Annotated in this window: 18 protein-coding genes; all 18 read left to right on the top strand. The window is 69.1% G+C overall.

Going from position 1 to position 22,634, the window contains the following annotated elements; genetic code table 11:
• Positions 1 to 16 precede the first annotated feature (16 nt).
• The 18 genes from WMF26_RS26725 (at position 17) to WMF26_RS26640 (ending at position 22,544) form a co-directional block, all read left to right on the top strand.
• Positions 17 to 1,333 carry a phage tail sheath family protein gene (locus WMF26_RS26725; RefSeq protein ID WP_437994979.1) on the top strand — a complete coding sequence of 439 codons (1,317 nt, stop codon included), beginning with the start codon at positions 17 to 19 and terminating at the stop codon, positions 1,331 to 1,333.
• A gap of 3 nt (positions 1,334 to 1,336) precedes the next feature.
• Positions 1,337 to 1,810 carry a phage tail protein gene (locus WMF26_RS26720; protein ID WP_437994978.1) on the top strand — a complete coding sequence of 158 codons (474 nt, stop codon included), beginning with the start codon at positions 1,337 to 1,339 and terminating at the stop codon, positions 1,808 to 1,810.
• A gap of 9 nt (positions 1,811 to 1,819) precedes the next feature.
• Positions 1,820 to 2,269: a phage tail protein gene (locus WMF26_RS26715; protein ID WP_020737294.1), complete on the top strand. Its 450-nt coding sequence runs from the start codon at positions 1,820 to 1,822 to the stop codon at positions 2,267 to 2,269.
• 102 nt (positions 2,270 to 2,371) lie between these two features.
• A complete protein-coding gene (locus WMF26_RS26710; protein WP_437994977.1) occupies positions 2,372 to 2,848 on the top strand; it encodes a phage tail protein in 477 nt (158 codons plus the stop codon).
• A gap of 2 nt (positions 2,849 to 2,850) precedes the next feature.
• Positions 2,851 to 3,015: a DUF5908 family protein gene (locus WMF26_RS26705; RefSeq protein ID WP_437994976.1), complete on the top strand. Its 165-nt coding sequence runs from the start codon at positions 2,851 to 2,853 to the stop codon at positions 3,013 to 3,015.
• Positions 3,012 to 3,734, top strand: coding sequence for a CIS tube protein (locus WMF26_RS26700; protein ID WP_437994975.1), 723 nt, complete (start codon positions 3,012 to 3,014; stop codon positions 3,732 to 3,734). Before WMF26_RS26705 ends, WMF26_RS26700 begins: the two co-directional genes overlap by 4 nt.
• A gap of 5 nt (positions 3,735 to 3,739) precedes the next feature.
• Positions 3,740 to 5,365 (top strand): type VI secretion system tip protein VgrG, encoded by a 1,626-nt coding sequence (gene vgrG, locus WMF26_RS26695; RefSeq protein WP_437994974.1) that lies wholly within the window; start codon positions 3,740 to 3,742, stop codon positions 5,363 to 5,365.
• On the top strand, positions 5,362 to 5,550 hold the full coding sequence (locus tag WMF26_RS26690) for a hypothetical protein (protein WP_437994973.1): 189 nt from the start codon (positions 5,362 to 5,364) through the stop codon (positions 5,548 to 5,550). Before vgrG ends, WMF26_RS26690 begins: the two co-directional genes overlap by 4 nt.
• Positions 5,540 to 5,956: a GPW/gp25 family protein gene (locus tag WMF26_RS26685; RefSeq protein WP_437949010.1), complete on the top strand. Its 417-nt coding sequence runs from the start codon at positions 5,540 to 5,542 to the stop codon at positions 5,954 to 5,956. The genes WMF26_RS26690 and WMF26_RS26685 overlap by 11 nt, the downstream gene beginning before the upstream one ends.
• Before the next feature lie 7 nt (positions 5,957 to 5,963).
• Positions 5,964 to 6,398, top strand: a complete 435-nt coding sequence (locus WMF26_RS26680; protein WP_437994972.1) for a hypothetical protein — start codon at positions 5,964 to 5,966, stop codon at positions 6,396 to 6,398.
• A 15-nt stretch (positions 6,399 to 6,413) separates the two neighbouring features.
• On the top strand, positions 6,414 to 10,628 hold the full coding sequence (locus WMF26_RS26675; RefSeq protein WP_437994971.1) for a baseplate J/gp47 family protein: 4,215 nt from the start codon (positions 6,414 to 6,416) through the stop codon (positions 10,626 to 10,628).
• 70 nt (positions 10,629 to 10,698) lie between these two features.
• The gene (locus tag WMF26_RS26670; RefSeq protein ID WP_437994970.1) at positions 10,699 to 11,913 is read left to right on the top strand and encodes a hypothetical protein; all 1,215 of its coding nucleotides are present in this window, start codon (positions 10,699 to 10,701) and stop codon (positions 11,911 to 11,913) included.
• A 65-nt stretch (positions 11,914 to 11,978) separates the two neighbouring features.
• The gene (locus tag WMF26_RS26665; RefSeq protein ID WP_437994969.1) at positions 11,979 to 13,970 is read left to right on the top strand and encodes a hypothetical protein; all 1,992 of its coding nucleotides are present in this window, start codon (positions 11,979 to 11,981) and stop codon (positions 13,968 to 13,970) included.
• A 4-nt stretch (positions 13,971 to 13,974) separates the two neighbouring features.
• Entirely contained in the window at positions 13,975 to 15,567 is a 1,593-nt protein-coding gene (locus tag WMF26_RS26660; protein WP_437994968.1) for a hypothetical protein, read from the top strand.
• Positions 15,564 to 17,039, top strand: a complete 1,476-nt coding sequence (locus tag WMF26_RS26655) for a contractile injection system tape measure protein (protein WP_437994967.1) — start codon at positions 15,564 to 15,566, stop codon at positions 17,037 to 17,039. Before WMF26_RS26660 ends, WMF26_RS26655 begins: the two co-directional genes overlap by 4 nt.
• A 78-nt stretch (positions 17,040 to 17,117) precedes the next feature.
• The gene (locus tag WMF26_RS26650; RefSeq protein ID WP_437994966.1) at positions 17,118 to 18,947 is read left to right on the top strand and encodes an eCIS core domain-containing protein; all 1,830 of its coding nucleotides are present in this window, start codon (positions 17,118 to 17,120) and stop codon (positions 18,945 to 18,947) included.
• A 111-nt stretch (positions 18,948 to 19,058) separates the two neighbouring features.
• Positions 19,059 to 20,972: an eCIS core domain-containing protein gene (locus WMF26_RS26645; protein WP_437994965.1), complete on the top strand. Its 1,914-nt coding sequence runs from the start codon at positions 19,059 to 19,061 to the stop codon at positions 20,970 to 20,972.
• Positions 20,973 to 21,257: 285 nt separating this feature from the next.
• Positions 21,258 to 22,544 (top strand): hypothetical protein, encoded by a 1,287-nt coding sequence (locus WMF26_RS26640; protein ID WP_437994964.1) that lies wholly within the window; start codon positions 21,258 to 21,260, stop codon positions 22,542 to 22,544.
• The last annotated feature ends 90 nt before the right edge of the window (positions 22,545 to 22,634 follow it).

Raw genomic sequence — 22,634 nt, 5'->3', positions numbered from 1 at the left:
AACAATGCCTGCTTATATGACGCCCGGTGTCTACGTGGAAGAGGTGTCGACCCTGCCGCCCTCCGTGGCGGAGGTCTCCACCGCGGTCCCCGCCTTCATAGGATATACCGAGAAGGGCCCGTCGCTCGCCCAGGTGAGCACGATGCTCGAGTACGAGCAGCTCTTCGGCGGACCCAAGCTCGCGAGCTTCACGGTCACGGTGGACGCCTCGTCCCAGGTGACCGGCGTGACGCGGGGGCCCGGTCCCGGGTTCCTGCTGTACTACGCCGTGAGCCACTACTTCAAGAACGGGGGCGGGAAGTGCTATATCGTGTCCGCCGGAGACTACTCGTCGCCGCCCGCCAAGGACAAGCTCGCCGCCGGCCTCTCGATGCTCGAGAAGGAGGACGAGCCGACGCTGGTCGTCTTGACCGACGCCGTGAGCCTCGAAGCCGCGGACTACCACGAGCTGTGCCAGGCGGCCCTCGCCCAGTGCGCAAGGCTCGGTGATCGCTTCGCGATCTTCGACGTCAAGAAGGACGCGGCGTCGGGCAAGAAGGACATCGACGTGTTCCGCGACGGGATCGGGACGAGCCATCTGGCCTATGGCGCCGCCTACTACCCGTACCTCCAGACCTCCCTGAGCTACGCGTACGCGGACCCGGACGTCACCATCCAGGACGGGGCGGCGGCCGGGGTCGCCCTCGACACCCTCAAGGCGAGTCGGACGGCGATCTACCAGCAGGTCAAGGCGAGGCTTTCGGCCGAGCGGGTCGTCCTCCCGCCGAGCGCGGCGGTCGCCGGGATCTACGCCAGCGTCGACCGGGATCGCGGCGTGTGGAAGGCGCCCGCCAACGTCAGCGTCGCGGCCGTGATCGGGCCGGTGCTGAAGATCACGAGCGAGGCCCAGGACGCCCTCAACGTCGATCCGACGGCGGGTAAATCGATCAACGCGGTGCGCGCGTTCACCGGCAAGGGGACGATCGTGTGGGGGGCGAGGACCCTGGCCGGCAACGACAACGAGTGGCGGTACATCTCGGTCCGGCGGCTCTTCATCATGATCGAGGAGTCGGCCCGGAAGGCGACGTCCTTCGCGGTCTTCGAGCCCAACGACATGACGACCTGGCTGAAGGTCAAGGGGATGATCGAGAGCTTCCTCTACGGCCTCTGGGAGCGCGGCGCCCTGGCCGGGGCGTCCCCGGCCGCGGCCTACTTCGTCAACGTGGGCCTGGGCAAGACGATGACCAACCAGGACGTCCTCGAGGGGCGGATGATCGTCGAGATCGGGATCGCGGCGGTGCGACCGGCCGAGTTCGTCGTCCTTCGCTTCTCTCACAAGATGCAGGAGGCATAGGCCATGGCACTGACCAAGAGCGAGATCGTGACCGCGTATCCTCTCCCGTCGTACAACTACCGAGTCGAGATCGCGGGCGCCGCGGTCGGCTTCTCGGAGGTCTCCGGGCTCAGCATCAAGCGCGAGACGACGACCTACAAGGAGAGCCCCGTCGGCGGGGCGGCGCCCGGTCCGGTGGTGATGAACATGCCGGCGCAGCGCACCGCGCCGACGCTCACGCTGAAGAAGGGCATCGTCAAGAAGGCCAGCGTCTCCGCGCTCTACGCCTGGATCAGCGCGATCCAGGTGAACCAGGTCGAGAAGAAGGACATCTACGTCCGCCTCTGCGACGAGAAGGGCGAGGCGGTGATCAGCTGGAAGGTGCAGAACGCCTTCCCCACGAGGCTCGACGCGCCCACCTTCACGGCCACGTCCAACGAGGCCGCGATCGAGAGCATGGAGCTGATGGCGGACGCGATCCTGATCGAAGAGGCGTAGAGCGGCGCGATGGCCCAGTCGACGGACAACCAGCGGACGAGCTACCCGCTCGCCGCGTACAACTTCCGCGTGAAGGTGGGCGAGGCCTCGATGAGCTTCACCGAGGTCTCCGGTCTCGCGGTGGAGCGCGAGCACGTGACGTACGAGCACGGCCTGAGCTTCCGGGAGGGCCCCGTGAGCATGAGGTTCAACTCCAGGCGCTTCACGCCTGTCACCTGCAAGCGCGGCGCCGTCCTCGGGGCAGATCCGCTGTTCCTGTTCGACTGGCTGGAGGCGGGGGACGGCCGGACCATGGAGGTCAGCCTCTGCGACGCGACGGGCGCGGCGGTGCTCGCCTGGAAGGTCGCCGTCGCGATCCCCGTCAGCCTCAAGGCGCCCGCCTTCAACGCCGCCACGAACGAGGTCGTCGTGGACACGCTCGATCTGCAGGTCAGGGAGGTCTCCGTTGTCAGGCTCTGACGTTCGCGAGAGCGGTGGTCCCTCCGGCCGCGATCCGGGGCGCTGCGCGGATGCGCCGCGCGGCGCCCCGGGCCTCGGGCCGAAGGGGTGGAGGTCAGGATCATGAGCGCTGCCATCCCGGAGCTCGTCCCGCTGGGCGAGCTGTTCACGAGCTTCCGCTTCGGCGTCTTCTTCTTCGCCGGCGGCGTGGCGCCGAACCCGCTCGACATCCGCTTCAAGAAGGTGAGTGGGCTCTCGGCGACCGTGAGGACGACGCCGCTCGAGGAGGGCGGACAGAACCTCTACACCCACGCGCTGCCCTCGAGGGTCGAGCACGGCAACCTGGTGCTCGAGCGCGGCGTGGTCGCAGCTTCGCCGCTGCACCTCGACTTCCACGCCGCCATGTCCCTCTTCAAATTCGCCCCCTCGAACGTCATCGTGACCCTCTTCAACGAGGCCTACACCCCGGTGTCGGCGTGGTTCTTCACCAGGGCATTTCCGGTCAAGTGGTCGACCGCCGACCTCGACGCGGAGCCGAAGAAGCCGCTCATCGAGTCGCTCGAGCTCGCCTACGCCCGCATGCAAACCATCAAGGTGTGATCATGCCTGTGGAGATCAAAGAGCTGGTGATCCGCGCCGTCGTCGCGCCCCCGGAGGGGGCGCCGCGCGCGCGCGCGGCCGCGCCCGACGCCGCCGGGCAGGAGGCCGTGGTCGAGGCGGCGGTCAAGGAGGTCCTCCGGGTCCTCAAGGCGTCGAAGGAGAGATGATCGTGGGACTGAACCTCTTCAAGCTCGAGAAGCTCAAGATCAAGGCGTTCAAGGACGTCGGGCGCCGGCAGCCGATCGGGGCGCCGTTCGAGGCGATGTTCAACCCGGCGTCGTTCTCGCAGCGCTACGCGATCGCCTGGGGGGCCAAGCAGGGGGTGGGCTCCAGCGGGCCGCAGCTCTCGTACAGCCGGAGCAAGCCGAGCGAGCTCACGCTCACCCTGGTGGTCGACGGCACCGGCGTGGAGTCGATGGGGATCGCCGCGCCGGTGCGGAAGAGCGTGAAGGATCGCGTCAAGACGTTCCTCGACGTCACCTTCCGTTACAACGGGGTCATCCACGAGCCCAATTATCTTCTCGTGGAGTGGGGATCGCTGATCTTCTCCTGTCGCCTCTCCGCGGTCGACATCAAGTACACCGCGTTCGAGCGCGACGGCACCCCGCTCCGGGCAGAGATCGAGGTGACGCTGATCTCCGACAAGGCCGCGAAGGCGCGCGCCAGGGAGGAGGGCAAGACGTCGCCGGATCTGACCCACAGCCGGATCGTGCGCAGCGGGGACACGCTGCCGCTGCTGACCAGGGACATTTACGGCTCGTCCGCCCGCTACCTGGACGTCGCGCGGTGGAACCGGCTGGACGACTTCAGGCGGCTGATCCCCGGCCAGGAGATCTTCTTTCCGCCGCTCGCCAACCTGGGCGCCGGCACCTCCGGGGAAGGGTAGACGCCATGCCCGCGGTGACTCCCACCATCCTCAGCGACGGCAAGCCGATGGACCCGGCCTACGAGCTCCTCTCCATCGACATCCGGAGAGAGGTCGACCGGATCCCCCGAGCGGAGCTGCGCGTGCTCGACGGCGACGCCGCGCAGCAGGCGTTCGCCATCAGCGATACCGGCTTCTTCGCGCCGGGGGCGAAGATCGAGATCAAGCTCAGATACGAGGGGGAAGAGGACCGGTGCGTCTTCAAGGGGGTGGTGGTGCGGCACGGGGTGGAGGCGGGCGGCGACGGCTCCGTCCTGGTGATCGGGCTCAAGGACGCCGCGGTCAAGCTGACCGGCGCGCGGCGGAGCGCCGTCTTCCGGAAGATGACCGACGGCGCGATCGTGAAGCAGCTGATCGAGGCGGCGGAGCTCGAGGTCGGCACCATCGCCGAGACCAGGCCCGAGCACGCGGAGATGGTGCAATACCACGCCACGCCGTGGGACTTCATCCTCGCACGGGCAGGCGCGCTCGGCCTCCTCGTGGTCGTCGAGGACGGCAAGATCTCGCTCCGGAAGATGGCCATCGAGGGCGCGCCCAGGCACCGCTTCGCTTATGGCATCACCGAGATCTTCGACCTCGAGATCGAGGCCGACGCCGAGCACCAGTACCGCGCCGTCGAGAGCGTCGCGTGGGACGTGAAGGAGCAGAAGCCCACCGCGGCCAGCAAGGCGAAGGGCGTCCGCGCCACCCAGGGGAACCTCGACGGGGGCAAGCTCGGCGACGCGGTCGGCAACGGCACCTGCACGCTCTCCCACCCGGTCCCCGTCGCCGCGGAGGAGCTCCAGGCGTGGGCCGATGCCCGCATGGCGAGGAGCCGGATGGCGCTGCTCCGCGGGCGCATCGCGGTGCCCGGCTTCGCCGGCATCAGGCCGCTCGACGTCATGGAGGTCGCGGGGGTCGGCAAGCGATTCAACGGCACGACGCTGGTGACGGGGTTTCGCCACCGGGTCGACGCGTCGGGCTGGCGCACCGACGTGCAGTTCGGGCTCTCGCCCGAGGAGCTCTCCCGCAAGGAGGAGCTCCGCGAGGCGCCGGCGGCCGGGCTCCTGCCCGCGGTGAGCGGGCTGCAGATCGGCGTCGTCGCGGATTTCGAGGACGATCCCGACGAGGAGCTCCGGGTCAAGGTCATCCTCCCCGGGGTCGACGCGAATCAGGACAAGGCGGTCTGGGCCCGGCTCGCCGCGCCCGGCGCGGGCAAGGCGCGCGGGTACTTCTTCCGGCCGGAGCCCAAGGACGAGGTGGTGGTGGGCTTCTTCAACGACGATCCGCGCCGCCCCGTGATCCTGGGGGCCCTCTTCGGGTCGAAGAACGCGCCCCCGGAGACGATGGGAAAGCCCAGCAAACAGAACGACAAGAGCGGGATCGTCACCAAGTTCGGGACGAAGATACAGCTCCTCGACCCCGACGAGAACAAGGCGTCGGTGTCCATCGAGACGGCCAACGAGAACAAGCTGCTCATCGATGACGGCGCAGGATCGATCGTCCTCTCCGACCAGCACGAGAATTCGATCACCATGGGTAAGGACGGCATCGAGATCAAGAGCGAGAACGGCAAGGTCACGATCAGCGGCAAGGGGGTCGACATCCAATGAGCCGATCAGGACAGGAGGTGAGGGAGCTCCACCTCTCGGTGACGGTGGACGAGGCGAACCTGATCCTGGAGGGGGTGGGGCTGCTCCCGTTCGCCAGGGTCTACGCGCTGGTCGCCAAGGTGCAGCAGCAGGCGAGCCAGCAGCTCGGCGGCAAGCCCGCCCAGGAGGAGCCGGATGCGACCTGAGAGCTCTTTCCTCGGCCGAGGCTGGGCCTTCCCGCCCTCGTTCAGCCGCGGCGGCGCCGACGTGGAGATGGTCTCCGGCCCCGCCGACATCCAGCAGAGCCTGCAGATCCTGGTGGGGACCTCGCCGGGCGAGCGGGTCCTCGCGGAGACGTTCGGCTGCGACCTCGCGGGCCTGGTGTTCGAGGAGCTGGATCAGGGCCTGATCAACACGATCGAGCGGCTCCTGACGGACGCGATCCTCGAGCACGAGCCCCGGATCCAGGTCGATCGGATCGACGTCGCGGCGAGCGACACCCAGCCGGGCTGCGTGCTCATCGCGGTCAATTACACCATCAGGGATACGAACTCGCGCTTCAACATGGTCTTCCCGTTCTATCTCACGGAGGCGACCCTCCCCGGGTGGTGAGAGCGCCATGAGTAGATTGATTCTCATCGAGGGCGACAAGGCGATCTTCCTGCCCAGCTTCACGCCCGCGCTCGTCCTGCCCAGGCCTGGAGAGCTGAAGGGGAGCGGCCCAGCGACGCTGAACGGGAAGAAGCTCTGCGTCGAAGGCGACGAGGGCAAGGTATCGGTCGCCAACTGCTCTTACGTAATTCCTGGGTACTCCATCCCGGGCAAGGGGACGCTGAAGATCACCGCCCTCGGGGACGATCAGAAGGCGAGTAAGACGAAGACCGGCGACAAGGCGGTCCTCCTGAAAGGGACCACGTTCACCGCGACGTTCGAGGTCCAGAACCCGGCGAAGCAGCCGCCGAAGGGGCCAGGGCCGCCGATCCTGGACTCGACCACGACGTACACAGGCAAGGGCATGTTCAAGACGACCAACAAGATCTTCAAGGGAACCTGAAAGGCAGAGCCATCCATGTCGAGCACGTCGAGAGAGCCTGCGGGCGCAGAGCGCGACGGTACGAGCCAGGCGGGGCGCGCGCTCGCCGCGCTCGATCCCGGCCATGTCTCGGTGGACGAGCGGACGTCCGCGGAGCTCCTTTCGTTCGCGCGCGCCTACGGCAAGGAGCTCACGTACTACGGCGCCGGCGGCAAGCCGGAGGGCGACTGGAGCGGGTTCGTCGGCGCGAAGCTCCGGCCCGAGGACGTCGCGGCGTTCCTCCGGGATCCCGGGAAGTTCACCCCCGAGGCCGCGCCCGAGCTCTACCGGCCGCACTTCGTCCTCTTCCTCGCGTTCCTGCAGCTGCTCGAGAAATCGCGGGCCGAGCTCAACACGCTGACAGGACGGCACCTCGACTTCTACTATCGCCAGGTCCTGCGGATGGCCCGGAGGCCGCCCGTCCCGGATCGGGTGAGCCTGATCGTCGATCTCGCCTCCCGCGGCCGGCAGGTCCTGCTCCCCGCTGGGACGCGCCTCGACGCGGGCCCGGACAGCCTTGGACGGGCCCGGATCTATGCGACCGATCGGGATCTCGTCGTCAACCGGACGCAGATCGAAGCGATCAGCTCCCTCTTCATCGATCGACGGCGCGTCGGGCTCCGCGAGATCTCGGGCCGCCACGCGAACGACAAGCAGCGGGCGTGCGAGGCGATGTTCGCGCTCGCGATCGGAGACCCGCTCCCGCCCTATCCCGGCTTGGCTCGGCCGGTCGACTTCGCCCAGCTGACGAGCCTCCGCGACCTCGTGAGGCGCTCGGACAGCGACTTCTTCATGTCGCCCCCCACGCTGCGCGACCTGATGAACCGGCGGAAGCTGCGCGCGGAGACGCCCTCCGAGTGGGGCGAGATCTACGCCGCGCTGGAGCTCGCGGGCGCGAAGAAGCGGGGCGCGCCGTTCACGCTCGCGCGGAGCTCGCGGGACCTGGAGGCGAACCTCCAGGAGGCCGTGGGGCCTTTCACCTACGGCACGCTCGCCCAGGTGACCACCGTCGACGATCTCTACGAGCACCGGGCGCGCGGCGACGTCCAGGCGTTCATCCAGGGGACGCTGTACTTCGCGCTCGCCGACTTCGAACGGATGATGCAGCTCAAGAGGCGGTTCGACGCCGCGTGGGGCGAGATCAACCGCATCCTCGAGAGCGCCGGGCAGAAGAGGCGGAACGACCCGGACTACCGGCTGTCGCCCGCCGACGTCACGGCCTTCGCCGACAACGCGAAGGCGGCTGTCGGCACGGACGGCATCGAGGCGTACTGGGGACAGGTCCGCGCGCTCGAGGACTACTTCTACATCCCGGCGGAGCGCTTCGGCGTCGCCATGGGCGAGGTCCTCGACACGCCGCAGAACGACTGGAGCCAGGTCTTTTCGATCCTGGAGGAGGCCCACCGGGAGAAGCTCCGCAAGGACCGCAGAGACGAGCTCCGGCGGCTCCACGATGCCACGCCTCCGGCGCGGCTCGTGGACCTGATCCGGTACGCGCTGGGCGAGGCCTCGAGCCCGGACGAGGACCCCGCCGCGATGGACCGCCTCGAGCCCTACCTCGGCAAGCCGGATCTCGCCAAGCTCCGGGCGGCCGAGGCGGCGAGCGACTGGGAGGAGATCTATGTCCTCCTGGAGATCGCCGGGCGCAATCGGCTCGGCGAGCCGCCGGCGGAGAGGGAAGAGTGGTTCAACCTGTTACCGGCGGAGGACGCCACCGCGGTGTCCATCCGCCCGACGGTCACCGCGGGGGGCGCGCCCGCGTGGGCCACCTTCGGGGCGGCGCGGCCCTCCTCGAGCGCGGGCCCCGCTCCGCGGCCGGTCCTCGGCTGGGCCCTCTGCTCTCCGCTGCTGGTGCTCGGCGAAGGCCAGCGCGTCATCACCCTCACCCTGGGGTTCAGCGCGGCGCGCGCCCCGCTCGAGGACCTCTTCCTCAAGGGCGGAGAGCTCCCGCTGCTCTTCCAGCTCAGCACCGCCAAGGGCTGGATCGAGTGCTCCTCCGTCGGGGTGCAGATCGGTTCGTACAAGGATCTGACCGGCACGACGTCCGAGGGCGACCCGCTCGGCGCTCGATTCACGTTGACCCTCGCGCCCGGCGTCGACCCGATCGCGGCGCCGCCTGCGGGGCTCGCCGGGATGGACAGCCGGTGGCCCGTCTTGCGGCTGATGCTCCGGCCGATCTGGAGCGGGGCAGACCAGAAGTACGTGGTCCGCTACCGGGAGCTCCGCGACCTCCTGATGGTGTCCGCGCACGTCAAGGTGGAGGCCCGAGGGCTCAAGGCGATCAAGCTCCAGAACGACGAGACGACCCTGGACGCCACGAAGCCCTTCGAGCCGTTCGGCAGCGCGCCGGCCGTCGGATCGCGCCTCCTCATCGGACATCGCGAGGTCGCCGGCAAGAGGCTCGACAGCCTGGCCATGAGCTTCCAGTGGATGGGGGCGCCGGCGGACCTCGCGGCTCATTACGCCAACTATCCGTCGGCCCCCTTCGCCTTCACCGCCAGGGTCAGCTCGATCGATCGGCGCGGGGAGACGGAGCTCGCCAAAGCGGCGCCGCTCTTCGGCGCGAAGAGCTCCGATCCGACGTCGATCGCCGTCACCACCGCCCTGGCCGCGGCCGCGGCGCCCGACCCCCGGGCGCTCGTCGAGGGCTCGAGCGACGGGGATCTGTCGGCCTCGGGGCGCACCCTGCAATGGGAGCTGAACGCCCCGGATTTCCAGCACGGGAGCTACCCCGTGGTGGCCTCGAGCAAGGCGCTCGCCCTGTCGGTCGCCGTTGCCGGCAATCCGTCGACGGTCAACGCCGCGCAGTACCAGGTGAACCCGCCTTACACGCCGAAGCTGAAGAGCCTGACGCTCGACTACGCGTCTTCGCTGGAGCTCCGCTTCGACGGCGCGCCGCGCGCCGCGGGCGTGGATCGGGTGTTCCACGTTCATCCCTTCGGCGCCTGTGACGCGGAGAGAGCGCGATCGAGCGCCGGCCTTCCCTTCCTGCCCAGGTACGAGAACGACGGCGAGCTCTACCTCGGCCTGCGCGACCTCGCCCCGCCCCAGACCGTCTCCATCCTCTTCCAGATGGCGGAGGGCAGCGCCAACGTGGACGTGCCGCCGCCGACCGTCCGCTGGAGCTGCCTGAGCGGCGATCGCTGGATCCCGCTGGAGCACCATCGGATCTCGGACACGACGCGCGGCCTGATCAACTCCGGGGTCGTCGAGCTCGCCCTCGACCCGGTGGAGCCCAGCTCCTGCCTGCGCGGCGATCTCTACTGGATCCGCGCCGCCGTGGAGCGTGACACCCGGAGCCTCTGCGACACCGTCGCGGTCCACACCCAGGCGGTGACGGCCACCTTCGTCGACAACGACAACGCGCCGGATCACTTCGGCGCGCCGCTCCCCGCCGGGACCATCACCAAGCTCAGCTCGGCGATCCCGGAGATCGCGGGCGTGCGCCAGCCCTACGCGTCCTACGGGGGCCGGATTGCCGAGGGCGCGGACACCTGGGCCACGCGCGTCAGCGAGCGCCTCCGCCACAAGCAGCGCGCGCTCACGGTGTGGGACTACGAGCGGTTGGTCCTCGATCGGTTTCCGGCGATCTACCGGGCCAAGTGCGTCCCGGCGACGCTCGACGAGCCCGGGACGGTGAAGGTCGTCGTCATCCCCGATGTCCGGAACAAGCTGCCGGCGGATCCTTACAAGCCCAAGGCGCCGACGAACCTGCTCGCGGACATCCGGGAGCACCTCGCGGCGCGGGCCCCCGCCGCCGCCTCGATCGCGGTCGTGAACGCCCACTACGTGGACGTCCGCGTCCGCCTCGGCGTGCGCTTCCGGGCCGACGGCGATGACGCTTACTACACCCAGCGGCTCAACGAGGATCTCAATCGATTCCTCGCCCCCTGGGCCTACGCCGAGGGCACCGACCTCGCCATCGGCGGGAGGATCTACGCCAACAGCATCGTCGATTTCGTCGAGCGCCGCCCTTATGTGGACTTCGTTGCTGGCATCAAACTCTTTCGCAGCGATGATGGAGAGAGGTTCCAGCTGGTGCCGCCCCCGGCCGACGGGAGCGGGGCCTTCGTTGGGACGATGAGGCCTGACGAGGTCCTCACCTCGGCCCGAGAGCACGAGATCGATATCCTCCGCGAAGGTTTGTACGAAGAGACGCGAATGACGGGCATCAACTTCATGAAGCTCGAGCTCGATTTCTTCATCTACTGAAAGCCTGGGATCGCGCTCGGGCGCCCGAGGCGACGTGTCGACCACTCGGTGAGAAAGGCAATCGCACACCATGGAAATCAACAAGAAGAGCCGTGCTGAGCTGAAGGCGTATTTCGTGAAGAACGCCCTGCCGACGGAGAGCAACTTCAGGGACCTCATCGACGCGGGGCTGAACCAGAAGGACGACGGCCTCGTCAAGTCGGCCGATCAGCCGGTGCAGATCGCGGCGTCGACGGCCGGCGACAAGCCGGCGATCCACCTCTATGAGAGCTTCGCGACGGACACCAAGCCCGCCTGGGTGCTGAGCCTGCAAGCCGACGGCAAGAAGGGCTTCGGCATCGGCGACGGTGACGGCAAAAAGCGCCTCTTCATTGAGGGCGCGACCGGAGACATCGGCATCAACGGCGCCCTGACCATCACGGGCGGGGCCACGATCACCGGCGTGATGAGCGGGGTGCCGAACGACTACGCCAAGGCCCAGTACACGCTGAGCGGGGGCGGCACCGTGACCTGGGGCGGCCGCGGTCAGAAGCTGAAATGGACCAAGCGGTTCATCGCCATGTGCGCAGAGCAAGGAGAGACGTTCAGCGACGGGCACGTGGCCATCAGTGCGTCGTCCGCCAGCCCGTCCATCGTCCAGGACTGGGACGACGCGGTTCGCGCCTGCGACGCGGACGGTGTTGTCTTGAACGACTGGGAAGCCCTGTACGCGGTCCACCGGCCCGGGGGGGACAGCACCGCGGTGACGTTCCGGATCGTGAATTACGGCCACAAGTTCAAGGCGCCGAGCAACTGGATCCTGGTGGCGACCGTCAACGGCGAGGACAACACCGTGAAGCTGGGGACGGGCGAGATCCTCGCCGCGAAGAGCGCCATCTTCAAGGGCGCCCTGGTCCCGACCGGGACGATCGTCATGTGGTCCGGGGCCGCCGCGACCATCCCGGATGGGTGGGCGATCTGCGACGGCGCCAACGGCACCCCTGATCTGAGGGACCGCTTCATCGTCGGGGCCGGCAACGCCTATTCCCTCGGCGCCAAGGGCGGCGAGGCGACCCACGTGCTGACCATCGACGAGATGCCGAGCCACCACCACACCGCGCTGGCAGGCATGGGCAAAGATGACCAGAACTTCGGCGGTAATATCGCGGCCAGCGGCGAGCGGATCCCCTTTGCCATGGCGGACACCCCGAACGCATACGAGGAGAAGACCCGCGCTACCGGTGGATCGAAGGCACACGAGAACAGACCTCCTTATCACGCGCTCTTCTACATCATGAAGCTGTGAGGCGATACGAGGTCGCCGGCCGGGCGGGCGCGGGGTGAACGCGCAGAGAGGACTGGAGTCGCACGATGGACTATGAATTCTTGCGCCAAGAGGGGATCCGCCAGATCGAGCGGATGACGGGCGGTCAATGGACGGACTTCAACGCTCACGATCCGGGGATCACCCTCCTGGAGCAGCTCTGCTATGCGCTCTCGGATCTCGGCTACCGCGCCGGGTACGAGATCCCGGATCTGCTCGCCGACGGCGGGGATGATCCGTACCGGAGCCTCCACCGGCCGGCGGAGATCCTCACCTCTCACCCGGTGACGCCGGCCGACCTCAGGCGGCTCGTCCTCGACGTGGAAGGCGTCAAGAACGCCTGGGTCGAGCCGGCCACGGCGGGCGCGCTCCAGCTCTACTATCATCCCGCGCAGCGGGAGATACGCCTCGCGTCCAAGGACGTCGCCTCCGAGCCGGTCCGCCTGCGCGGCCTCTACCGCGTCCTCATCGAGGCGTCGGAGCCCAGCCAGAGCACCCAGGTCAGGGCCAGGGTCGCGCGAAGGCTCCACCAGAACCGCCCTCTGTGCGAGGACTTCGCCGAGATCACGGTGCTCGAGCCGCAGCTCATCCAGGTCGAGGCCACCGTGGAGATCACGCCGGTGGACGACCCCGCGGCGCTGCTGAACGAGATCGGCCGCGCGATCGCCGACGAGATCGCGCCGCCCGTCCGCTTCGCGACGCTCTCGCAGAGGCTCGGCGCCGGCGCCAGCGTCGAGGCGATGTTCGAGGGGCCCCGGCTCGAGCGCGGGTTCCTCTCCGAGGAGGTGCTGGCGAACGCGACGCGGCGGGCCGTGATCCATACCTCCGATCTGATGCGCGCGATCACGGACATCGCGGCGGTGCGGGCGGTGAGCCGGATCCGCGTCTCGACCGGCGGCGCCAAGGAAGAGTGGTCCCTGCCGGTCGACCTGGACCGGGTCCCGACGATGAACTTCGATGCATCCGTCATCACCCTGATGAGCGCCGGGAGGGTGATCGCCCAGGCGAAGCCGGTGAGGGCGCCGGACGCGCCCTGGGGCGCGGGCGACAGCGCGCTCGCGGTGCCCGTGGGGCGCAACCGGAACGTCGGCGCGTACACCTCGGTACGGCAGCACCTCCCGATGCTCTACGGGGTCGGCGAGGCGGGGCTACCGGACTCGGCGACGCCCGCGCGCAAGGCGCAGGCGCGGCAGCTCGCGGCATACCTGATGTTCTTCGATCAGCTCCTCGCCAACGCGTTCGCCCAGCTCGCCCACGCCAAGGATCTGTTCTCCCACGGCGGCGGCACGCGGACGTACTTCACGCAGGCGCTGGATCAGCCCGGCCTCCGGCTCGAGGAGATCTGCGCGCTCGACGAAGCGCACCGGACCCGGCTCGGCGACCTCGTGGAGACCGCGGACGAGGTCGACTCCCTGGAGCGGAAGAACCGCTTCTTGAATCACCTCCTCGCCCGCTTCGCGGAGCCGATCGCCGGTCACGACGCGGCCTCCGCGCCGATCCCTCCGACGGAGCGCGTGCGGCGCAAGCAGCGCCTCTTGCAGCGATACCCGCGGATCAGCAGCGCGCGGGGGACGGGGGTCGACGGCCTCGCGCCCGCTGGCCCCGCCAACATGTCGGGGCTGGAGGAGCGGCTCCGCATCACGCTCGGGCTCGCCGCAGGCGAGGAGATCGCCGTCGTCGAGCACATCCTGCTCCGGCCGATGCCGGGCGACGAGACGCAGGAGCGCCCCGGGCCGACGGACGCGCCCACGGACAGGCCGCCCGCGCTGCTCTCGGCCGCGCGGGAGAAGGACCCCTACTCGCTGCGATTGACGTTCGTCCTCCCCGACGGGGTGGGGCGATTCAGCGATCCAGCGTTCAAGCAGCTCGTCGAGAACACCCTCCGCGCGGAGACGCCGGCGCACCTGACACCGTATGTGCTCTGGATGGCGGCCGACGCCTGGGCGGCATTCCGGACGGCTCACGAGCAGTGGGCGCAGAAGCGGCGGGAGGTCCTCGCCGCGACGTTGGGCGTACACCTGGAGGAGCGGAGCTCGTAGAACCATGTCCACCGCGAGACCTATCGACGTGCGATGCGCCCGGGACCGGCTCATCGATCTCCTCGGGCTCGGGGAGACCACCCCGATCCGGGACGTGAACGTTCAAGAAGCGCAGCTTACCGTCAACGTCGGCGCCCCCTGCGAGATCACCATCGATCCCGCCCAGTCCGGCGTCAGGTACGAGTTGTTCGACGGAGACGCGGCGGTGGTGCCCGCCTGCTCCGTGGACGGCGCCGGGGAGAAGGCGGTCCTCAAGGGGCCGATCATCGACAGGGTGGACAAGACCTTCCGGATCCGCGCGACAAAGCTCGATCCCCTGACGCGCCAGACCTTCCTGCTCCAGACCGCGACGGTGAAGGTCGGGTTGGCCACAGATCTCCCTGTCTCGACGCCCGAGATCGCCGAGGTGCCTCGCCTCGTCGACCACGGGAGCCGCGTGGTGGTGAGCGTCTCGGGCAGCCAGGCGGGCGCGACATATGGGCTGATCGACGGCGCGGGGCGCCCGATCCCCATGACGCCCCCCGAGCGCGTGAGCGGGAACAAGGACGGCGCCATCACGCTGACGGCCAGCCGGGTGACCGAAGACACGGTGATCCGCGTCGATGTCCAGAGGACGTTCGACGAGAGCGAAGGGCGCGCCCCGCTCCACGCGGTGCTCGCCGCGGAGCTGCCGATCGCGGTCCGCGCCGATCGGGAGCTCGCGGTGTCGGCCGTCGGATCACCGGTCCTGCCGCAGGGCAGCGCCACCATCACCATCGCCGCGAGCCAGCCGAGCGCGCTTTACAGCGCCCACGTCCGCGCGCTCTCCACGGTCGATTTCGTGCCCGACGCGGGGTCTGCCCTCGTGGCGATCGCCGTCCCCGGCACGTCCGGCGTCGAGGTGTACACCCCGCGGCCTCCCGCAGTCTGGCAGGCGCCGGCCGGCTCCGCGCAGCACGGGGACGCGGCGCCGGGCAACGGCGGCGTCCTCGAGCTCGGCGTGGGGCCGCTCCTGGACGACAGCATCGTCGTGGTGCAGGCGCGCAAGATCCACGCGGCGGCCGGCGCGCCGCTCGAGTCGGCGGTGCAGCTCGAGCAGGCGGCGGTCGTCCTGGTGAGGCCGGAGCCGGCGCCCCCGCTCGCGCTGCAGATCGCGGCGAACGCCGACGGCGCGAGCGGCACGCTGCTCGTCTCGGGCGGCCAACCCGGCGTCTTCTACCACTTCTACCCGAGCAACGAGGCCGGTGAGCTCGGCCTGCCGGCGTATTTCCACCGGCGCGACGAGCGGGACCCGTCGAGGAACAAGGGCATCGCGGCGACCGAGCCGGAGGGGTCGGACAAGGTTCCTCGCCGGGGGCTCCGGGTCGAGATGGATCTCGTGATCACGCGGGATCCGTCGGCGCCTCCGGCCCTGGAGCCGGCGTACGCGCGCCCGCTCGATCCCGTGGTGGACATCGCGCCGCTGCCCCTCGGCGGCGCGGTGGACGTGATGGCCATCAAGGCCCGGACCGGGATCGGGTGGGTCGCCAAGCGATCGGTGGCGATCACCCAGGTCACCGATGGGAGCTCGCCCAGCGAGCAGGGCGCTGCCCCCGAACCCGCGGCGACGGAGCCGTGACCGCGCCGCGGCATCGGATCCGCCGGCAGGTCCTGGAGGTGACCGTCCAGGATCACGAGGCGGCGTGGCGGCTGCAAGCCGAGCTGGGCCGCGTCCATGCCCGGCGCCTCGAGGCGGTCGTCGATCGGTGTTGCGCCGAGCTCGGCGCTCCAGACCGCCTCCAGCGGGTCGCGCTCGTCGAGGTGGATCTCGGGCGGATCGACCCGGACCACCTCGAGCGCGATCTGGTCGACAAGCTCGGTCCGCTGCTGCGCGAGGGCCTGGCCGCTCGGCTCCGCGAGGCGGACGAGGAGACCGCGCTCCGGGGCGGAGATCCCGAGGTGATCTCCCGGCTGGAGCTCGTGGCGTCCTTCGCCCGCACCGGCGCGCTCCCCTGGTGGGCGGACAGCACGCGACCGCGGCTCTTGGACGAGACCCTGGGGCTGCTCCTCAAGCGCGCGGCGCGCCCGCTCGTGGCGTTGATCAGGGCGCTCGAGCGCGAAGGCGGCGCGCTGACGAGGATCGTCCGCCATAGCCGCGACGCGCAGCTCTGGGCGCTGTTCGACGCTCTCGTGGCGTCCTCGCGAGCCGACCTCCCTTCGGTCCCGGTGGAGCTCGTCGCCTTGCTGCGCGCGCACCGGGCGGTCGCTGGGGCCACTCCGGACGGCTTCCGGGCGTGCGTCTGGACGGGCGCGCTGCGGACTGCGTGCCTCGAGGAGAGCCCGAGCGACGGGCGGGTGGGCTTCTTTCGCGACGCGCTGGCCCGGATCGCGCTGGAGGCCGGCGTGTCCCTCCGGTCTCTCCTCTCGGGGCTGCACGCGCCTCTGGGGCCGAGTCCATCGGCCTGGCCGGGCGCGCTGGGGATGGTCGGGCAGAGTCCCGGCGCGGTCGTAGAGAGGCCGGTCCGCGAGGCGCGGGGAGAGCATCGGTCGAGCGATCCGGGGGCCGCGGCCGCGGACCAGGGGCTGTCCGTCGATCCAGCGTACGGCGACGCCGACGAGGTCTACGTGGACAACGCCGGGCTGGTGGTCCTCTGGCCCTTCCTCGGGCACCTGTTCGAGCGCCTGGGTCTCTTTGCCGACACGCAGTTCAAGGATCGACGCGCCCTCCACCGCGCGGCCGGCCTGCTCCAGCACCTCTGCACAGGGGATCTCGAGCCGGCCGAGTACCAGCTTCCCCTGGCCCGAACGCTCACTGGCATGGCGATGACCGAGGTCTTCGACTTCGGTCCTCCGGTCAGCGAGGCGGAGGCCGAGGAGTGCCTCAACCTGCTCACGGCGGCGATCGCGAGCGCGCCGATCCTGGGGGAGATGTCGATCGCCGGATTCCGTGGCTCGTTCTTGATTCGCAAGGGCGCGCTCTCTGCCCGTGACGGCGCGTGGCTCCTCCGCGTGGAGCGGGCCTCGTACGACGTGGTGCTGGATCGGTTTCCCTGGGGGATGAGCTGGGTGAAGCAGCCCTGGATGGAGGCGCCGCTCTCTGTGGAGTGGTGACCGCGGCTTCGTTGATCGCACGATTGGCGGTGACGCGCGGGGCCGCCTCGTTTCTCCGCCCGCGCCGAGGAGAGTCTCATGCAAATCGCTCTTGACCGGTCCACTCCGAAGACCTCGCAGAGCGCCGCTCGCACGTCGCGGGCCCGCCCTCTGGCGCCGCCGCTCGTGCAGCGGAGAACGACGCCGCCCGCACGACCGCCGGCCGAGTCGACCCGAGCGGCGCTGGAGCAGGCGTTCGGGGCTGAGCTCTTTGCGGCTGCGGGCCGCGGCGTCAATTCCACGGGGATCCCGTCGCCGGTGAAGGCCAAGATGGAGGCGGCGTTCCGGGCTGATTTCTCCGGCGTGCGGGTGCATCAAGGCTCGACGCGGGCGGCGGCGCTGGGGGCGGTGGCGTACACGCAGGGGAGCGACATCCACGTAGCGCCGGGGCACTGGTCGCCCGAGACGCGGGCGGGGCAGGCGCTGCTCGGGCACGAGCTCGCGCACGTGGTCCAGCAGCGAGAAGGGCGCGTACAGGCGACGGCCCAGTACAAGGGGGTGGCGCTCAACGATGATCCGGCGCTGGAGGCGGAGGCGGACACGCTGGGAGCCAGGGCGGCCGCAGCAGGGGAGCGCGCCGTCCAGCAAGACCGGAGCCGCGCGGAGCTGCAGCCCGGACCATCGCGCGGCACAACCGCGCCGCTCGTCCAGAGGGCCATCACGGGAGTCATCCAGCGCGTGAAGAGGAAACCGGAAGTAGAGGGTCTGAAAGAAAAGATGGACGAGCTCCTCGAATCGATCGAGGAGCAGTTGAAAAAGATCACCGCGCACACCGAGCAGGTTAGCCCGACCCTCGACAGCGATGACGATAAGGATGATCTCGAACAGCTCAATGAGTGGGTCGAGGCTGCCAAGGACGGCTTCGATGACGCGAAGAAGCTTCGCGACGACGCCGCGAACGTAGCTGAGCGCCCTCAGGGCCAAAGGCCCTCCCGCCACGTGAATCAAGCGAGCGCTCAGGGTCAGAGCTCGCACATGTACAAGGAAGACTACTGGGACGAGATGCAGGAAAAGGCACGAAAAGTCAATCGTCTGCTCGTTAACATCAAAACGAGTTTTCCCGTCAACGCCGGTGGTTTCAGCGCCGCCGGTCGCGCCCACGCCATGGATGTCGAGGTGCTCAACGCTGGCACCGCGAGCGCAGGGAAGCAGCAAGACAACAGCTTCATCGAGGACATCGAGATCGACACCGAGCGACTGACCGACGCCAAGGCGGTGTTCAAGGCCGACTCGAGAGTCAGGACCGAGGCCGCGGGGAGCAGGGTCGTCTTGGGCAACAAACAGGCCGGACCTCCCCCTGGGCCTGGGTTGCTCACCCAGGTGGAAAACATCTTGAAGCCGCTCGGCGCTACCAACTGGCGCGCGGATTTCAAGGACACGCCGGTGCCGAAGGACCGGGGACAAGGTCAATACGCCAACATGGCGAACACCAACGCCACGGGCTACGCCTGGCTGGCCGGAGTGCCACGGTACCAACAGCAACGCTGGGAGTGGCTCCACGTCCGCGGCGCAGGGCTCGGCGGCGCCACCGACGGCACCAACCTGGTGGTCGGCACCCGCGACGCCAATACCCATATGATCCCTTTCGAGTCTAACGTCCGAATCTTGGCCACCGAGGCCGGCAAAAACGATAACTACGACCATCTCCAGGTACACTGGTCGGTCGGAAATCCCGACCGCGATGCAAAGCACAAGGTCGAAACGATCCAGATGGAATGGAAGCTCGTCAAGTCCGCGGGTAAGAACGTCCCGGAGCCCCAGGGGAAAGCCACGTTCAAACCCCTGGAGACAGGCGCCAACATCTCCAAGAAGGAGGTGCAGTACATCGAGGAAGCGATCAAGAGATCCCGCGACACTATCCAGCCGTAGCAAGCGCGTGCACGTGGAGAAGACGCCGCCCCTCGACAAGTTCAAGGTCATCAGGAACGGCGGTGACGCGCGGGGCCGCCTCGTCTCAGTGCCCGCGCCGAGGAGAGTCTCATGCAAATCGCCGTTGACCGGTCCAGCCCGAAGACCTCGGGGAACGCCACCCGCACGTCGGGGGCCCGCGCTCCGGCGCCGCTGCTCGTGCGGGGGAGGGCGATGCCGCTGCTGCCCCGACCGCCGGCCGCGTCGACCCGAGCGGCGCTGGAGCAGGCGTTCGGGGCTGAGTTCTTTGCGGCTGCGGCGAAGGCGGCTGGGCCCGGCGTGGGGACCGGGAGCGGACCGGGCCGCGGCGTCAATTCCACGGGGATCCCGTCGCCGGTGAAGGCCAAGATGGAGGCGGCGTTCGGGGCTGATTTCTCCGGCGTGCGGGTGCATCAGGGCTCGACGCGGGCGGCGGCCCTGCGGGCGGTGGCGTACACGCAGGGGAGCGAGATCCACGTGGCGCCGGGGCGCTGGGCGCCGGAGACGCGGGCGGGGCAGGCGCTGCTCGGGCACGAGCTCGCGCACGTCATGCAGCAACGGGCCGGGAGGGTCAGGCCCACCACGACGATCGCGGGGGTGGCGATCAATGATGACCCGGCGCTCGAGACAGAGGCCGATGCGCTGGGGGCCAAGGCGGCGCGGGGGGACCAAGTCCCTGCATCGGGCACGCGCGCCCCGCAAAGCAGCCTGGCCTGTAGCCCTCTGCAGCGCTCGCCGCTGGTCGCGCAACGAACTCCGGACGAAGCCACCGGCCCCAGGGAGCCAGGCAATTACCACATCAACGGAAGGCAGCGGAGGTTTTACCGCGATTACGGCAAAGTGGCCTGGGGGCGCACGGATCCCGAGAAATGGCCTCAGGACCCGAAGAAGCAGCGAGCGATCTTGTACGAAGCCATTGCGATCCCGGGGCAGGGGTTCAACGATCTCGTTGTGCGCTTCGGCGGCACCGAGGCGGACCCTCACGACCTCGGCCTCACGGTCATGCTCAACAAGCCGTATGAGGGGAACAGGCACGAACCGGTCGAGAAGGATCTGGACAGGATCCGCGCCAACGTCTTCAACGGGTGGCGCGGGCCGCCCGTCAGCATCGGGACCCTGGTGTGGGATCGAGGGACAGAGGGGAACATCCGAGAGGCGGTGCCGTTCGCCACCTTGCGGAAGGAGGCCGCGGCGAGCCCCGAGGCTGGCAGGATCAGAGATCAGCTGGAGAGGAATCACAACTTTGTATGGCGAAAATTGGGAGACGACGACATGCGGTTCGTGGACCCGAACGATGCGAATAGCGCGGCCATGGAGGCGCTGGGCGAGGAGGAGTCGAAGCCCGAATATGAGGGGATCGAGGCGCATTTCGTGACCTTCGGCTACAACCTGACGACCGGCGGTGTGACGGACCTGATGCGCAGAGTCCTGAAAGCCGTCTACGGAGCAGAGATGCAGCTGCGCGACGAGATCGCCGAGGACCCGCAGATCCTCACGAGCTATCCCATCGAGCCAAATACATTTTACCGCCTCCCGCGGGACACGGAAGGCACGATCTACAACGAGATGGTCGGCACCCTTGAGGGGGTCGGCGGCGGCGGACAGATCAAGGAGGGCCTTCGCCTGCTGGCTGCCGCGCGAAGGACATTGGGCCCCGTCCCGCACTCGGGCCGCCACACGACATCAGAGAACACCGCGGCCGGAGGTCGGAACGATGAATTGATCAATGTGCTGACGCCGCTCGTCAATGACGCGAACGCGGGCAACGCCCCTCCCGTCGACCGCAAGACCGAGGTAAGGGCGCGGATCGAGCGGCTGGATCAGAGTTACTTCGGTGCCGGTGTCTGGCAGCGAAACGTGAGAGAGATCACGGGTAAGGATGTCGATCCTGGCACCGTTCAAAGGATCAATGCGCTCGTGGAGAAAAAACTGGTTGCCATCGTCAATTTGATCTTCCGATTCCTGAATCAAGAGGCAGCGACGCACAGGGAGGGTGTACCAGCCTGATGAAACCACGCCTCGCCCCTCCCGAGCACAGCCGAGCGTCCGCCCCACCGGCCCGCGTGAACGCCCCCGCGCCCCGGCGGCGCAGGAACGCGATCTGACCCCCGTGCGGCCGGGGCGTGCTCGACGCGCGGCCATGAAAAAATCGACGCTGACCTGTGAGCATCCGGCTGCGCTCCGGGCGCTCGTCCTCGATCCGCAGAGGCGCGACCGCGGCTTCGTTGATCGCAGGATTGGCGGTGACGCGCGGGGCCGCCTCGTTTCTCCGCCCGCGCCGAGGAGAGTCTCATGCACATCGTCGTTGACCGGTCCGCTCCGAAGACCTCGGGGAACGCCGCCCGCACGTCGCGGGCGCGCCCTCCGGCGCCGATGCACCTGCCGCGGAGGGCGCCGCCGCCGACACGACCGCCGGCCGAGCCGGTGCGCGCATCTCTGGAGCGGGCGTTCGGGGCTGATCTGTTCGCGGATCGGGCGGGCGCCGCGCGGGCGGCGCGCTCGAGCGCGCCGCCGGCCGGAGCGCCGCGGGTCGACACGGCCGCGTCCGAGGCGCTGGCGCAAAAGCCGGCGGAGGGGGCCGAGCGGCTGCTCGAGGCGGCCTCCGCCCTCGCGGCCGCGCTGCCGGGCGCCGCCGGGAACGCTGCGCCGCCGAAGCTCGACTGGGAGACCCACCCGGCCCACCTTCGCCTCTCGGAGCGGGTCGCCGTCCTGGAGGAGCGCTATCCGGGCCTGAAGCTCAGCTGGGTCGTCGACTGGGCGCGCCGGTTCATCGAGCAGGTGGTCGCCAAGGCGGACGCCACGCCAGCGGACAAGGGCGTCTTCGACGATCGCCTGGAGCAGATGGCCAAGGAGCTCGCGGCGAGGATCGACGCCACGAACCCGCAGCTGCGGGCCGGGGGCGGGGCCCCGCAGAGGGGGATCTCGGGCGGCGCGGGCACCCACCTGTGGACGGGCGGGGTCGACTACAAGGCCGCTCAGGCCGCCGCCCGGCGGGCCGCCGAGTCCGAGAGCCAGGCTGGCAATCTGGACGCGGCTTCGGTGGAGATGACCATCGCCGGGGAGCTCCTCGACAGCATCAATTTCTCGGGGAACGGGATCGACTACGCGCCCGAGGCGGACAAGCTGTGGAACGAGCTGTCACGCGCCTTTGCCGGAAACGCTCGTGGGACGGTCCGCGTCCACACGTTGTACGGCGTCCGGAGCCCGAGCATCTTTTACTCGGTGGAGAGCCTGGCGCTGCTCCTCGTGCTCAAGGCCCAGGAGGAGCGCGAGAAGGTCGGCAAGAAGCAGGACGGCCCCGTGGTCGACGAGATCCGGATGCTGATCTACTTCCGCAAGGGCGAGATCGATCCGGAGACGGGGCAGCTCTCGGTCCCGAAGGACGAGAGCGGCAGGATGAAGGAGGAGCTCGTGAAGCAGCGGGAGGACCGCGTGACCACCTCCTACCAGCTCGAACGGGCGCGGGCGAACGCGTGGGACAAGTCGCTCGCCTGGGAGCCGACCTTCGCTGTCGCCGGCTCGGTGAAGCACCGCGCCGCGCTCCTCGACGCGCGCCGCGCGGCGGGCTCGCCGGGCTGACGGAGCATGAAGGAACACCCCGTTTAATTTCTCTTAAGATGACGACGCTCGGTCTCGTCGGTTTCATACGGAGACGTCACCGCCGAAAGG

It is taken from the genome of Sorangium sp. So ce185, assembly GCF_051526825.1.
Lineage (GTDB): Bacteria > Myxococcota_A > Polyangia > Polyangiales > Polyangiaceae > Sorangium > Sorangium cellulosum_D.
Note: the sequence above shows the minus strand (reverse complement) of the source record. Positions and strands in the feature narration are given on the sequence as shown.

Bases quoted from the DNA above. Each gene is read 5' to 3' on its own strand.
- WMF26_RS26685 (WP_437949010.1), top strand. From the start codon at position 5,540: ATGCGACCTGAGAGCTCTTTCCTCGGCCGAGGCTGGGCCTTCCCGCCC.
- WMF26_RS26715 (WP_020737294.1), top strand. From the start codon at position 1,820: ATGGCCCAGTCGACGGACAACCAGCGGACGAGCTACCCGCTCGCCGCG.
- WMF26_RS26645 (WP_437994965.1), top strand. From the start codon at position 19,059: ATGCAAATCGCCGTTGACCGGTCCAGCCCGAAGACCTCGGGGAACGCC.
- WMF26_RS26705 (WP_437994976.1), top strand. From the start codon at position 2,851: ATGCCTGTGGAGATCAAAGAGCTGGTGATCCGCGCCGTCGTCGCGCCC.
- WMF26_RS26670 (WP_437994970.1), top strand. From the start codon at position 10,699: ATGGAAATCAACAAGAAGAGCCGTGCTGAGCTGAAGGCGTATTTCGTG.
- WMF26_RS26650 (WP_437994966.1), top strand. From the start codon at position 17,118: ATGCAAATCGCTCTTGACCGGTCCACTCCGAAGACCTCGCAGAGCGCC.
- WMF26_RS26720 (WP_437994978.1), top strand. From the start codon at position 1,337: ATGGCACTGACCAAGAGCGAGATCGTGACCGCGTATCCTCTCCCGTCG.
- WMF26_RS26660 (WP_437994968.1), top strand. From the start codon at position 13,975: ATGTCCACCGCGAGACCTATCGACGTGCGATGCGCCCGGGACCGGCTC.
- WMF26_RS26640 (WP_437994964.1), top strand. From the start codon at position 21,258: ATGCACATCGTCGTTGACCGGTCCGCTCCGAAGACCTCGGGGAACGCC.
- WMF26_RS26665 (WP_437994969.1), top strand. From the start codon at position 11,979: ATGGACTATGAATTCTTGCGCCAAGAGGGGATCCGCCAGATCGAGCGG.
- WMF26_RS26675 (WP_437994971.1), top strand. From the start codon at position 6,414: ATGTCGAGCACGTCGAGAGAGCCTGCGGGCGCAGAGCGCGACGGTACG.
- WMF26_RS26680 (WP_437994972.1), top strand. From the start codon at position 5,964: ATGAGTAGATTGATTCTCATCGAGGGCGACAAGGCGATCTTCCTGCCC.
- WMF26_RS26700 (WP_437994975.1), top strand. From the start codon at position 3,012: ATGATCGTGGGACTGAACCTCTTCAAGCTCGAGAAGCTCAAGATCAAG.
- vgrG (WP_437994974.1), top strand. From the start codon at position 3,740: ATGCCCGCGGTGACTCCCACCATCCTCAGCGACGGCAAGCCGATGGAC.
- WMF26_RS26725 (WP_437994979.1), top strand. From the start codon at position 17: ATGACGCCCGGTGTCTACGTGGAAGAGGTGTCGACCCTGCCGCCCTCC.
- WMF26_RS26690 (WP_437994973.1), top strand. From the start codon at position 5,362: ATGAGCCGATCAGGACAGGAGGTGAGGGAGCTCCACCTCTCGGTGACG.
- WMF26_RS26710 (WP_437994977.1), top strand. From the start codon at position 2,372: ATGAGCGCTGCCATCCCGGAGCTCGTCCCGCTGGGCGAGCTGTTCACG.